Below are 13412 nucleotides of genomic sequence, written 5' to 3' on the forward strand. Positions count from 1 at the left end.
CGCCGGTGCGGCCGGAGGAGCCCGACGCGGTCGCGATCCGAGCTGCCGAGGGTGTCGATCTGTTGACCGTCGGTGGCCATAATGACCATGTGGTTGTAGGCGCGCACCCCACCCGGTCCGACCGCCCCATCGATTTCTTCATCAGCTACTCGCCCGCGGACGAACGCTGGGCCACGTGGCTGGCGTGGGAGTTCGAGGCGGCCGGCTATCGCACGCTGCTGCAGGCGTGGGACTTCGTGGCAGGCACCAACTTCATCGACTTCATGGACCGCGGCGTCCGTGAGGCCGAGGTGGTGGTGGCGGTGCTGTCCGAGCGCTACCTGCACTCGACGTACGGCAAGCTGGAGTGGCAGGCCGCGCTGCGCGCCGACCCGGACGGCACCGGCAACAAGCTCGTCACGGTACGCGTCGAGGACTGCCCGATCGACGGCCTGCTCGCCACCATTACCTATGTGGATCTGGTCGGCGTGGACGACCCGGTGCAGGCCCGCAACCGGGTGCTCGACCGCATCCGGGAGGCGCTCGACGGCCGGGCCAAGCCGATGCGGCAGCCGGCGTTCCCGCACCACCCGGCCGACCCGCACGGGGTGCTCGCCGCGCCCGCCGCCGGAGCGCCCGCGCCCCGCCGCGCCCGGCGTACCCCGATCAACCCGCCGCCGTTCCCGCCGGCCGCGGCGGCGCCACCGACCGCCCGGGACACCGTGACCGTGCTCCAGGTCGCCGGGCCGCGCTTCGGCCGGGGCGTGATCACCCCCGGCGCGCCGGTCACCCCGGGCGAGGTGCAGGAACACCTGATGGGCGACCTCACGGTGCTGATGAACGACGGCGTGCCCCGGCCGGACCTGCTCGTCGTCGCCGGGAACCTCACCGAGTCGGGCAGCCCGCGCGAGTTCTCCGACGCGCTGAGCTTCCTCACCGGCCTGCGGGTGCTGCTCGGGCTGGAACCGCACCGGCTGGTCGTGGTGCCCGGCCCGCGCGACGTGACGATGGCCGCGTGCCGCGCGTACTTCGCCACCTGCGAGGCCGACGACGTCGACCCGCAGCCGCCGTACTGGCCGAAGTGGCGGCACTACGCGCGCCTGTTCGACGACCTCTACCAGGGCCTCGACGACCGGATCTTCGACAGCGAGCAGCCCTGGACGCTGTTCCCGGTACCGGACCTGCGGGTGGTGGTGGCCGGGCTGAACTCCACCATCGCCATCACCCACCGCGAGGAGGACCGGTACGGCTTCCTCGGCGAGGCGCAGTCCAGCTGGTTCGCCCAGCGGCTGCGCCACTACCAGCAGTCCGGCTGGCTGCGGCTGGGCGCGATGGCGCACGCCCCGGGGGCGCGCAGCCCGTACGCCGACGAGGTGCCGCCGGACCCGGTGTCCCTGCGCGACCGCGGCTCGGTCAACCGGCTGGTCGGCCCGATGCTCAACCTGCTGCTGGCCGACGCCGCACCGTCGGCCCGGGTGGACCCGATGGTGCCGCTGGCCGCCGCGCCCCGCGACGGCCGGGCGCAGGTGCTGCGCCTGGGCGTGGACGGGATGACCCGCTGGGTGCTCGGCCGCGACGACCGGCTCGACGGCGGCACGGCGACCGCCGTGTCCTGGCCGCACGCGGAGGCCACCTTCGGCGCGTCCGGCCCGGCGCAGGTGCCCGACCCGCGCCGCCCGGTCGCCGTCGAGGGGGCCACCCAGGGCGTGGCGGCGGCCGCCGCGCCGGTCGCCCCGGTCCAGCGGCTGCTGGACCGGCTCGCCGAGGTCTGCGAGGCCCGCTACGACCGGGTGGTGGTGCGCCGCGTCGACACCGACCCGCCGCACCTGTACATCAGCTACCGCTCCGACGGGGTGGTCCGCCAGCAGCGCGTCGGCGCGCACGTCGGCACCCCCACCGCCGCCGACCTTGACGTCTTCGCCCGGCGGGTGCACGCCACCGACCCGGACATCGCCTCCGAGCTGGTCTACGACGGCGACCGGGTGCCGCGCGGACTGGCCGAGGAGGCGCAGCGTCGTGGCGTACGCGTGCTGCACCTGACCGAGTTCCAGGGCCTGCTCGACCTGCGCGAGTACGTCGCCGCGCAGACCGCCCGGCTCCAGGCCGACCGGCTCTACCCGCCCGGGCAGTACGTGCCGCAGCGCTACCGCCACCTCGTCGGCGCCGACCAGCGCGTCCGCGACGACGTGGTGGACGAGCTGCTGGAGACCGTCTCCGCGCCGGACGGCCGCTTCGTGCTGGTGCTCGGCGACTTCGGCCGGGGCAAGACGTTCGCGTTGCGGGAGGTGGCCCGGCGGCTGCCCACCGCCGCACCGGACCTGATCCCGATCCTGGTGGAGCTGCGCGCGCTGGACAAGGCGCACTCCGTGGACGGCCTGGTCGCCGCGCACCTGGCGAACCACGGCGAGCAGGTGATCGACCTCAAGGCGTTCCGCTACATGCTGCGCCAGGGCCGCATCGTGCTGCTGTTCGACGGGTTCGACGAGCTGGTGGCCCGGGTGACGTACGACCGGGCGGCCGACCACCTGGAGACGTTGCTGCAGGCCGCCGAGGGCAACGCGAAGATCGTGGTGAGCAGCCGCACCCAGCACTTCAAGACCAACTCGCAGGTGCTGACCGCGCTCGGCGAGCGGGTCGGCCTGCTGCCGCACCGGCGCGTACTCGCGGTGGAGGACTTCACCCCCGGGCAGATCGAGGCGTTCCTGCGCAACCGGTACGGCGGCGACGAGCGGGCCACCCGCGAGCGGATGGACCTGCTCGCCGGCGTGAAGGACCTGCTCGGGCTCTCCCGCAACCCGCGCATGCTCGGCTTCATCGCCAACCTCGACGAGGGGCGGCTCGCCGCCGTCGCCGGGGCGGGCGGCACGTTCAGCGCCGCCGCGCTGTACCGGGAGATCCTGGAGTCCTGGCTGGACTTCGAGGAACGCCGGACCCAGGGCATCCCGGGCGCGCCGGTGAGCCTGCGCCGCCCCGAGCTGTGGCAGGCGGTGAGCCGGCTGGCGTTCCAGCTCTGGGAGAGCGGCGAGGCGTACCTTCGCCTGGCCGAGCTGGCCGAGTCCACCGGCCAGCTCGCCGGGCGGGCCGACTCCCGGCTGTCCGGCCCGCAGGCGGCGCACGCGGTCGGCGCAGGCAGCCTGCTGGTCCGCACCGACGACGGGCTGTTCGGGTTCATCCACACCTCGGTGATGGAGTGGCTGGTGGCCGAGGGGGTGGCCGAGCAGATCAACAGGGGCGAGGAACCGTCCGCGCTGGCGGTACGGTCGCTGTCCGCGCTGGCGGTGGAGTTCCTCGGCGACCTCGCCGACCCGGCCCGCTGCACCGCGTGGACCGCGCGGGTGCTCGGCGACGAGTCCGCGGGCGAGACGCTGCGCGCCAACGCGCTGCGGCTGTCCGCCCGGCTGCGCCTGCCCGACCGGGCCGACCTGCGCGGCGCGGTGCTGCGCGGCGAGGACCTGTCGCACCGCGAACTCGCCGGGGCCGACCTGACCGGCGCCGACCTGACCGACGCGCGGCTGGTCGCCACCAACCTGACCGAGGCGCGGCTGGAACACGCCCGGCTGCGCGGCGCCCGCCTCGACCAGGCCCGCCTCGCCGGGGCGGACCTGCGCGACGCGGAGATGGCCGGCGCGCGCCTGTTCCGTACCGACCTGCGCGGCGCGCGCGTCGCCGGCAGCAGCTGGCACCGCACCGCGCTGATCGACGTCAGCGCCGACCCGGCGCTGCTGCGCGCCCCGGAACTGCGCGGCGCCGTCGTCGCGCCGGGCCGGCCGGTCGCGCCGGGCCTGGCCCCGCCCGCCGTGGGCGTCGGCTACGGCTTCGAGGTGGGCCGGCTGCCGGTGCCGGTGGCGTACAGCCCGGACGGCGCGGTCCTCGCGGTCGGCAGCGACGACGGTGGTGTGCTGCTCTGCGACACCGCCACCGGGCTGCCGGTGCGCACGCTCCAGGGACACCGGTCCCGGGTGTACGCGGTCCGCTACGACGCCGCCTCCCACCAGCTCGTCACCGGCTCGGCCGACCTCACCGTACGGCTGTGGGACGCCGACCACGGCGACGTGCGGCACGTCATCGAGGACGTCTTCGCCGGCTGGGTGTGGCCGCTGCTCACCGACGGCCGCCGGGGCCGCCTGGTGGTCGGCGACGCCGCGGGCGTGGTGCGGCTGTACGACACCCGCGGCGCCCGGCTGCGCCACGAGTGGCCCGGCCACTCCGCGCCGATCTGGGGCACCTCGTTCAGCCCGGACGGGCGGCGGGTCGTGGTGGCCGACAGCGCCGGCACGGTTCGCGGCTGGGACATCCCCACCGGCAAGCTGGCGTTCGAGGTGCAGGAGCCGGAGGTGGTCTACCGGGTCGTGCACTCGCCGGACGGCCGGCTGCTGGCCGCCGTCGGGCAGCACGGCCGGATCTGGATCCGCCGGGCCATCGACGGCGAGCTGCTGCGCGCGCCGCGCGGCCACGAGGCCGACGTGTACGCCCTCGACATCCACCCCGACGGCACGCTGATGGCCACCGGCGACACGCACGGCGCGCTGCGGCTGTGGGAGACCGAGACGGGCCGTCCGGTACGGGTGCTCGGGCGACAGCGCGGCGCGATCTACAGCGTCCGGTTCAACGGCGACGGGAGCCTGCTCGCCACCGCCGCCAGCGACGGCGCGATCCAGCTCTGGGACACCGACGACGGGCAGGTGCGGCACGAGCTGACCCGGCACCGCGGCTCGGTCTGGCCGGTGGTCTGGCGGCCGGACCAGAACCAGGTGGCCACCAGCAGCAACGACGGCACGACCCGGCTGTGGGACGTCCGCAGCGGGCAGCTCCAGCACACGCTGCGCGGGCACGGCCGCCGCGTCACCGCGCTGTCCTTCCGCGACGACGGCGAGGTGCTGGCCGCCTGCGGCAACGACGGCGTGATCCGGCTCTGGGAGCCGCGCACGGGCCGCCTGCTGCGGCAGCTCGCCAGCCCGGCCGACCGGCTGCTGTCGGTGGTGTTCTGCCCCGAGGAGCCGCTCGTGGCCACGCCCAGCGGCGACGGCGGCGTGCACCTGTGGAACACCGACACGGGCGCCGACGAGCGCGAACTCAACGTGGACACCGACCACGTGTGGGCGGTCGCGTTCAGCCCCGACGGCGACGCCCTCGCCACCGCGAACGACGACGACACGGTACGCCTCTGGTACCGCCGTACCGGCCGGCACTTCGCCACGCTCACCCCGCACCGGGGGCGCGTGCGCACCGTCGCGTTCAGCCCCGACGGCGAGACCATCGCCACCGGCTGCGACGACCAGACGGTACGGCTCTGGGACGCCGCCACCGCCACCTGCCGCCTCACCCTCGAACACCACACCGACCGGGTCTACTCGGTCGGCTTCAACAGCGAGGGCACGCTGCTGGCCAGCGCCGGCAACGACGGCACGGCGGTGGTCTGGGACGCGGTCACCGGCGAGCGGCGCCTGGTGCTCACCGAACACGACGGCCGGCTCTGGTCCTGCGCGTTCAGCCCGGACGGCAACCTGCTCGCCACCGCCGGCGACGATCTGGTGATCCGGCTCTGGGATCCGGTCACCGGCCGTCTGCACGGCACCCTGGCCGCGCACACCCGGCGTGTCTGGTCGGTGCACTTCAGCCCGGACAGCAGCCTGCTCGCCAGCGCCGGCGACGACGGCACGGTGCGGCTGTGGGACGTGGCCGACCCGGAGCACGCCCAGTTGCGGACCACGCTCATCGGTCTGCCGGACGGATGGGCGGCGGTCAGCCCGGACGGCCGGTACAAGCTGGACGGTGACCCGGGCGGCCAGTTCTGGCACGTCATCGGCACGTGCCGGTTCGAGGTGGGCGAGCTGGACCCCTACCTCACCCAGGTCCGCCGCCTGTCCGTGGACGCCCCCTTCTGATCCCCGCCGTATCCGACACGAACTCCTTGGTCAACCCCGGGCAGGCGGGGGAGGCGGGGCGGCCGGTCCGGTCCAGCGGACCTCGCCGTCCTGCCACACGTCGGTGGGGGCCAGGCCGCAGGCCGTGGCCACCGCCGCCGACGCGCGGTGGTCGGGATGGACGTGAGCCACGAGGGTACGCACACCGCGCCGGCCCAGCCAGCCGGCCATTCCACGGGCGGCCTCGGTGGCGATCCCGCGCCCCTGCCACCGTGTTCCCACCACCCAGGCGATCTCCGCGACCGGTCCCGCGGTGGCCGGTGTCGCCTCGTCGAGGTGCCGGTGCCCGACTGCCCGCGCGCCCGCCGTGGCGGTGTCCGCCACCGGTTCGTGTGGCCCGGTGACCGTGGCCTGGACGAAGCCGGCCAGCCGGCCGTCGTCCCGGAGCCGGATCACCCAGTTGCACCACGACTCGGCCGGGTCGGGCGAGCCGGCGACCAGCCGTTCGTAGCGGGCTCGCAGCGCGGCGGGGGAAGCGGGCTCGCCGCCGATGAACGTGTGCAGCGCCGGGTCGGCGAGGACGGCGGCCATCTCCTGGGCGTGCTCGACGGCCAGGGGCAGCAGGTCAAGCCGTGCGGTGGAGATGGGCTCCGGCGTGAACCCGCTCGTCGACGGCAGCGCGCCGGTCGGTTCATCCATGATGGCGCTTCCAGGGGATCGATGACCTGGTCTCGCGGGAGCGAAACGGACCTCACGGTATCCCAGCCCGCAACGCCATTCGTGCCCCCGGCGAGGCGCCACCCCTCGCGATCTTGCAGTTTGTGCCCGGGCGGATGGGACATTCGCGTCACCGCTCGGGCCGAAAGTGCAAGATCGCGGGGGAGGGGTGGCGGGCCGTGACGCCGGTCAGCGGCGCCACTTCTGGTTGGCGGCGCCGGTGCAGTCCCAGATCTGCAGCCGGGTGCCGTCGGCCGAGCTGGGACCGGTGGCGTCCAGGCACTTGTTCGCCTGGGGGTTCACGATGTCCCCGGCCGCGCTGAACACCCACTTCTGCGCGCCGGTGCCGTTGCAGTCGTAGAGCTGCACCTTGGCGCCGCTCGCCGTCGATCCGGCGGCCACGTCGAGGCACTTGCCGAGCGCGCGTACCGAGCCGTCGGCGTTCCAGGTCCAGCGCTGGGCGGCGGTGCCGTTGCAGGTCCAGAGCTGCACCGGGGTGCCGTTGGCGGTGTTGGCGCTGGCCACGTCGACGCACTTGTCGCCGTACCCGACGATCTGCCCGCCGGTGCCTCCGCCGCCGTTGTCCCACGCCTGGACCCGGACGTAGTCGACGGTCATGGTCTGCGGGAACGTGGTGCTGCCGTCCGGCGAGCCGGGCCAGTTGCCGCCCACCGCCACGTTCATGATCATGAAGAACGGGTGGTCGAAGACCCAGCGGTTGCCGCCGATGTCGGCGGGCGTCTTGCGCGAGTACGCCACGCCGTCGAGGTACCAGGTGATCGAGTCCGGTGCCCAGTCCACCGTGAACGTGTGGAAGGCGTCGGCGAGCGCCTGGCCGCCCGGGAGCGAGGTGGACGCGCCGACGCCGCTGCCGCCGGAGTAGCCGGGGCCGTGCAGCGTGCCCCAGACGGTCGACGGCGCGTAGCCGACGTTCTCCATGATGTCGATCTCGCCGCTGCCGGGCCACGGGTTCGTGCCGATGTCGTTGCCGAGCATCCAGAACGCCGGCCACAGCCCTTGCCCGCGCGGGACCTTGATGCGCGCCTCGAACCGCCCGTACGCCTGCGCGAACGTGCCGTTGGTGAGCAGCCGCGCCGAGGTGTACTGGCAGCTTCCGTACCAGCACGAGTAGCCGGACGGGTTCTCCCTTCGGGCGGTGATGACCAGGTTGCCGTTGCCGTCGAGCGCGGCGTTGCGGGTGCTGTTGGTGTAGTACTGCAGCTCGTTGTTGCCCCAGCCGCCGCCACCGATGTCGTAGCGCCACTTGCTCGCGTCGGGGGCGGCGCCGGCCGGGCCGTTGAAGTCGTCGGACCAGGTGACCGCGCCGGGGGCGGCGATCGCGGGGGAGTGGGGGACGAGGGCGAGGGCGGCTGTGAGGCCGACCGCCGTCGCCGCCAGTGCGGCGAGGGTACGGATAGTGCGCACGGGGCGCCTCCTGCGGGGGTGGTGGCCGTTCTCCGTCACGGCGGCCGGCCCCGCCCAACGGTTAACAAACCATACAAATAGACTTCGATGAAGGTATGAACGAAGTCGGTCGATGTCAAGAGAGCGTTTCCCGCCGGCGCTCCGACGTGGGCTCCGGCTCACGCTGCCGCACCACGGTGGGCCGGCGCATGTCCCGCCACGGACCGCCCAACAGTGGCGTCAGCACCACCAGCAGGTAGCACGCGCCCATCACGACGAGCGTGGACGTGGGGCCGAACCGGTCCGCGGCGAATCCCGCGCCGACCGCGCCGGCCGGCATGGCCGCCCACGCGCCCGCGCCGATCACGCCGTAGACCCGGGCACGCATGGCCGGCGGCACCCGCTCCAACTGGACCGCGCCCATCAGCGGATTGAGCGCGCCGGCGGCCAGCCCGGCCACCGCCACCACGGCGGCCACCACCGGCAGCGACGGCGCGGCGGCGAGCGCCCACAGTGGTGGGGCGCCGCACAGCGCGTACGCGGTGACGAACGTGGCCCGGCGGGGCAGCCGGTGACCGATCGCGCTGAACACCAGCGAGCCGACCAGCGCCCCGCCACCCATGACGCCGACCAGCAGGCCGAACGCGGCCGGCCCGCCGAGTTCCCGTTCGGCGACCACCGGCAGCAGCACCTGGCTCTTGGCCGCGTCGAACAGGTTGGTCACCAGCACCAGCAGGACCATGGCGCGCAGCAGCGGCTCGCGGACCAGGAAACGCAGCCCGGCGGCGAACTGCCGCCAGTAGCCTCCGGTCTCCGGCTCGCTGCCGTCGTCGGACGGTCGCAGGCCGCGCGGGACCAGCAGCGTCACCACGAGCGCCGACACGGCGAACGTCACCGCGTCCAGCGCCAGCACCGGCACCGCCCCGAACACACCGACCAGCAGGCCGGCCAAGGGTGCGCCGATCATCCGGGCGCCGCGCGAGGTCGCGTCCTCCCACCCGGCCGCCCGCTCGATCGGCACCCCGGCCGCCGCCGCGGCCTCCGGCAGCAGCGCGGTGCGCGCGGTCTGCCCCGGCGTGTCCAGCAGGCCGCTGACGAAGACGAGGGCCAGCAGCGCCGGGAACGGCAGGCCGACTGTGGAGTGCAACAGGGGTACGGCGGCGATCGTCACGCCGGAGACCACGTCGGCGAGCACGCTGGACCGCCGGTAGCCGATCCGGTCGACGAGCACGCCGCCGAACGCGCCGCCGAGCACCACCGGCGCGGTGGCGAACGCGCCGGCCAGCCCGGTGGCCGCCGGCGAGCCGGTCTCGGCGAGCACGTAGAGCGGCAGCGCGATGAGCGTGAGCACGTTGCCGGTCAGCGAGACGGCGTGCCCGATCAGCAGTCCGGCCAGCGGCCGGCGGTCGCGGTTCACTGCGGCCCCCGGTACGCCTGCCAGATCAGCGTGACCATCTCGGCGCCGGCCCGGCCGGGTGCGCCGCGTTCCTGCCAGCGCCGGCCCAGCGCGGTCAGCTCGTCGCGCAGCTCGACCAGTTCCTCCGGCGTCAGCCGCAGCACGATGTCGCTGCTGGTGGTGCCGCGTACCCAGGCCGGGTCGAGGCTCGCCTCGGAGTCCAGGTACGCCTGGTAGCGGTCCACGTAGCGCTGCATGGCGGCCTGGCGCAGCAGGTTGCCGGCGAGCCGGCGCTCCGGGTCGTCGAGCAGTTCGAGCGGATCCCAGTCGGTGGTGGCGTGCGCGGCCCGCCACCACCGCTCGCGCCGGTCGCGGGCCAGGTCGGGGGCCTCGGCCACGAAGCCGTGCTCGGCCAGCTTGCCGACGTGGTAGCTGACCGAGCCCACCGCCTCGCCGGTGCGCTCGCTGAGCATGCCGACCGTCTGCGGGCCGCGCAGGCGCAGCTCGCCGAGCAGCCGCAGCCGGGTGGGGTGGGCCAGCGCCCGCATGGCTCGCGGGTCGCTCACGCGCCGGTTGCCGGTTCCGTCCGTCATACCGTCAGGCTAGACCTACAAGAGATGATGTACAAGAACCCTTGTATTTATCGGGCCGTCTCCGGCGTGTGGCGGTACAGGTCGCGCAGCAGGCACACCTCGCTCAGGTGGTGGATCACCTCCCGGTTGATGTGCAGCACGAGCGTGGCCATCGGGACGTCGGCGAACGGCCCCTCGGCCGGGCCGCAGGGGCGGGCCAGGCCCTCCTCGCCGAGCGCCTCGACCCCGGCCGTCCAGGCCGCGTACTCCTCGTCGAGCTGGGCCAGCGCGCTGGCCGCAGTCGGGGAGTAGGGGAACGAGCCGTAGTCGGTGGACGCGCGGCCGAAGTGCGACGCGTTGCGCATGGCCAGCACGCCGACGATGACGTGGGCGAGCCGCCAGGCGATGGTGGTGAACGGCGGCGGGTCCGGCTGCGGCATCGAGAAGTCGATCGCCGGAGTGCCGCCGTCGCCGCGCGGGCGCAGGCTCCAGCAGCCGGGGACCGGCTCCCAGAGGTATTCGGCGTCGGTGAGCCCGGCGAGGCGGTCGCGTAACTGGTAGGTCCAGTGCCAGGTGAGCTGCTCGCGGAGCAGTGGGTTCCAGGTCAGATCGGTCATGTGGGCCAGCGTGCCACCGGCCTGGGACAGAAACGGCGCGCTCAGCCCCGCCGCGTCGCCGTCCGGCCCTTGAGCCGGCGGCCCATCTCCCGCGCGATCTCCCGCTTGGCGTCCCGCTCGGCGAGCGCCTGGCGCTTGTCGTACGACCGGCGGCCCCGGGCCAGGCCCAGCTCCACCTTGGCCCAGCCGTCGGCGAAGTACATCGACAGCGGCACCAGCGTGATGCCGCCGTCGCGCAGCTTCTCCAGGATCCGGGCGATCTCCACCCGGTGCAGCAGCAGTTTGCGGGTGCGCCGGGGCGCGTGGTTGGTCCAGGTGCCGAAGCCGTACTCGGCGATGTGCAGGCCGTACAGCATGATCTCGCCGTCGCGTTCCTGGGCGAACGCGTCGACCAGCGACACCCGCCCTTCGCGCAGCGACTTCACCTCCGTGCCGGCCAGCACGATGCCCGCCTCGTACGTCTTGAGGATGTCGTAGTCGTGCCGCGCCTTCTTGTTCGAGGCGATCAGCTTGCGCCCGTTCTCCCTGGCCACGCCAGCAGGGTACCCGCCGGCGGCGGCTGCGGGCCGGTCGCCGGGCGCGTCGCGGCCACCCAGCCGGTGGTGATCAGCAGCAGCGCGGCGCAGTAGGTGGTCATCACCAGCAGACCCCGCCCGGGCAGCTCCACGCCGGCCGCGCCCACGCCGATGAGCAGGTCGGAGACGAGGAACAACGCCCCGCCGGCGGCGACCCGCGCGGACACCCCGGTCGCGGCGGCGGCCATCAGGCACAGCGCCAGGCTGTAGCCGAGCACCGGCAGCCGCAGCGGCCCGAGCATGCCCCACAGCAGCGCGTTCGCGCCCGCCCAGGCGACCAGGTAGCCCGCCCACGCCACGGCCCGCGCACGCCGGTGCCGGACGAAGGCGGTGATGAACGCGAGCTGGGTCACCAGGAAGAAGCCCATGCCGGCCAGGAACGCGGTGTCTCCGGGCAGGAGCAGCGCGATGTCGCCGGCGGTGGCGGCGACCAGGCCGACCGCCACCGCGTCGACCCGGCGCCGGTGCGCCCAGAGGTACGCCAGCAGCACCGGCGCGAGCAGCGGCTTGGCCAGCCACTGGAGCACGGTCGAGTCCAGCGCGACCCCGACGAGTTCGACGGCGGCGATCAGCCCGAACAGGGGCAGCAGCCAGGAGCGCCTCATCGGGCCGGCTGCCAGCCGGGACGGCCGAACAGGTAGCCGAGGCGGTGCCGCCAGGACTCGGCCCGGCGTACGTCGGACCAGATCGCGGCGAACTCGTGGGTGGCCACCCGCAGCGGGTTGTAGGTGCCGATGTTCTTGGTGAGGCCGTAGCGCGCGGTGGCCCGCTCCGGCTCGAACGTGCCGAACAGCCGGTCCCAGATGATCAGGATGCCGCCGTAGTTGCGGTCCAGGTACTCGGTGTTCGAGCCGTGGTGCACCCGGTGGTGGGATGGCGTGTTGAAGATCCACTCGATCGGCCGGGGCAGCACCTTGATCCGCTCGGTGTGCAGGAAGAACTGGTAGAGCAGGCTGACCGACTGCTGGAGGAAGATCATCCACGGCGGGATGCCGAGCAGCGCCAGCGCCAGCCAGAACGGCAGCGACGTCATCGGCGTCCAGCTCTGCCGCAACGCGGTGGAGAAGTTGTAGTAGACGCTGCTGTGGTGCACGACGTGGCTCGCCCAGAGCACGCGTACCTCGTGGTGCGAGCGGTGGAACCAGTAGTAGGCCAGGTCGTCGGCGAAGAACAGGATCACCCAGGTCCACCAGTCGCCGGGGGACAGGTGCACCGGCGCCACGGTCCACAGCGCCGCGAACGCACCGACGGTGAGCAGCTTCCACGGGAAGCCGATGATCTGGCTGCCCAGCCCCATCGACAGGCTGGTGGTGGTGTCGCGCAGCTCGTAGCCGCGTTCGTCGTCGTCGGGCAGGAAGCGGTAGGAGACCGCCTCCACGACGATCAGGAGCAGGAACGCCGGGACGGCGTACAGCACGGCGGGGATCATGCGCGCGCTTCCCTTCCGGAGGTGGGGGTGGTGGGGGTGGTGACCGGCGCGGTGAGCAGCGCCCGGGCGTGCCGGGCCGCCGCCGCGCCCTGACCGGAGGCGACCGACGCGGCGAGACGACGGTGACCGGCCACGTCGAGCAGTTCGGCCGCGCGGGCGTCCGGGGGGACGTCGCCGACCGCGAACGTGCCGGCCACCAGGCTGTTGAACGCGAGCTGGTAGGCGGTGTTGCCGCTGCCGCGTACGACCAGCCGCCAGATGGCGATGTTGGCCTCGTTCATCAGGTCCAGGTCGGGGGCCAGGTCGCCGTACTCCTCGGCGGCCCGGACCAGGGCGGCGACGACCGCCGGGTCCGCGCGCTCGGCGCAGAGCCGGGCCGCGTCGACCCCGACGCAGGCCCGCATCTCCAGCATGTCGCGCACCAGCGTCTCGACCGGGAGTACGTCACCGGAGCGGGCCAGTGACAGCGCCAGGTCCAGCCCGGCGTGGACCCGCCAGTCCAGCACCCGGGTCGCGCCGCCCTGGCTGACCCGGACCAGGCCGAGCTGTTGCAGGCGGCGCAGCGCCTCCCGGACCGCGTGCCGGTTGACCGCGAACGCCCCGGCCAGCTCCCGCTCGCCGGGCAGCGTCTCGTCCGGCGCGTACCGGCCGGACACGATCGCGTCGCGCAGCCGGCCGAAGACGTGGTCGGAGACCGAGACGCGGGGCGCGGGATCGAAGGTCATGCGCAGCAGTGTGGCCCCGAACACATCAACCCGTCAACTGGTTGTACCAGTGAATTTTGAGGGCGGCCGGTGCGTGCCGTTCCGGTCACCCCTCGTATCCTTTCCGCGGTAGGCCGCCAGAGGGAAGGGAGCCG

10 protein-coding genes are annotated in these 13412 nt (G+C 73.8%); 1 reads left to right on the forward strand and 9 read right to left on the reverse strand.

The window, feature by feature from the left end; translation table 11 throughout:
• Positions 1 to 89: 89 nt before the first annotated feature.
• The gene (locus tag ACN27C_RS23295) at positions 90 to 5864 is read left to right on the forward strand and encodes a TIR domain-containing protein (protein WP_422748120.1); all 5775 of its coding nucleotides are present in this window, start codon (positions 90 to 92) and stop codon (positions 5862 to 5864) included.
• Positions 5865 to 5894: 30 nt separating this feature from the next.
• Here the strand turns inward: ACN27C_RS23295 and ACN27C_RS23300 are convergent, their stop codons facing one another.
• The 9 genes from ACN27C_RS23300 to ACN27C_RS23340 all read right to left on the reverse strand — a co-directional run bounded on the left by ACN27C_RS23300 (position 5895) and on the right by ACN27C_RS23340 (position 13278).
• Positions 5895 to 6542 carry a GNAT family N-acetyltransferase gene (locus ACN27C_RS23300; RefSeq protein WP_422748122.1) on the reverse strand — a complete coding sequence of 216 codons (648 nt, stop codon included), beginning with the start codon at positions 6540 to 6542 and terminating at the stop codon, positions 5895 to 5897.
• 207 nt (positions 6543 to 6749) lie between these two features.
• Entirely contained in the window at positions 6750 to 7985 is a 1236-nt protein-coding gene (locus ACN27C_RS23305; protein WP_422748124.1) for a ricin-type beta-trefoil lectin domain protein, read from the reverse strand.
• Positions 7986 to 8100: 115 nt separating this feature from the next.
• The gene (locus ACN27C_RS23310; protein WP_422748126.1) at positions 8101 to 9381 is read right to left on the reverse strand and encodes an MFS transporter; all 1281 of its coding nucleotides are present in this window, start codon (positions 9379 to 9381) and stop codon (positions 8101 to 8103) included.
• Entirely contained in the window at positions 9378 to 9953 is a 576-nt protein-coding gene (locus ACN27C_RS23315) for a helix-turn-helix domain-containing protein (protein WP_422748128.1), read from the reverse strand. The genes ACN27C_RS23310 and ACN27C_RS23315 overlap by 4 nt, the downstream gene beginning before the upstream one ends.
• Positions 9954 to 10000: 47 nt before the next feature.
• Positions 10001 to 10549, reverse strand: coding sequence for a DinB family protein (locus ACN27C_RS23320; protein WP_422748131.1), 549 nt, complete (start codon positions 10547 to 10549; stop codon positions 10001 to 10003).
• Positions 10550 to 10590: 41 nt separating this feature from the next.
• Positions 10591 to 11082: an SsrA-binding protein SmpB gene (gene smpB / locus ACN27C_RS23325; RefSeq protein WP_120569730.1), complete on the reverse strand. Its 492-nt coding sequence runs from the start codon at positions 11080 to 11082 to the stop codon at positions 10591 to 10593.
• Positions 11055 to 11729, reverse strand: coding sequence for a lysoplasmalogenase (locus tag ACN27C_RS23330; RefSeq protein ID WP_422748134.1), 675 nt, complete (start codon positions 11727 to 11729; stop codon positions 11055 to 11057). Before ACN27C_RS23330 ends, smpB begins: the two co-directional genes overlap by 28 nt.
• On the reverse strand, positions 11726 to 12553 hold the full coding sequence (locus ACN27C_RS23335; protein ID WP_120569732.1) for a sterol desaturase family protein: 828 nt from the start codon (positions 12551 to 12553) through the stop codon (positions 11726 to 11728). The genes ACN27C_RS23330 and ACN27C_RS23335 overlap by 4 nt, the downstream gene beginning before the upstream one ends.
• A complete protein-coding gene (locus tag ACN27C_RS23340; RefSeq protein WP_252449086.1) occupies positions 12550 to 13278 on the reverse strand; it encodes a FadR/GntR family transcriptional regulator in 729 nt (242 codons plus the stop codon). The genes ACN27C_RS23335 and ACN27C_RS23340 overlap by 4 nt, the downstream gene beginning before the upstream one ends.
• Positions 13279 to 13412 lie beyond the last annotated feature (134 nt).

Origin of the sequence: Micromonospora sp. WMMD1219, from assembly GCF_049315215.1 — a bacterium.
Classification (GTDB): Bacteria; Actinomycetota; Actinomycetes; order Mycobacteriales; family Micromonosporaceae; genus Micromonospora; species Micromonospora tulbaghiae.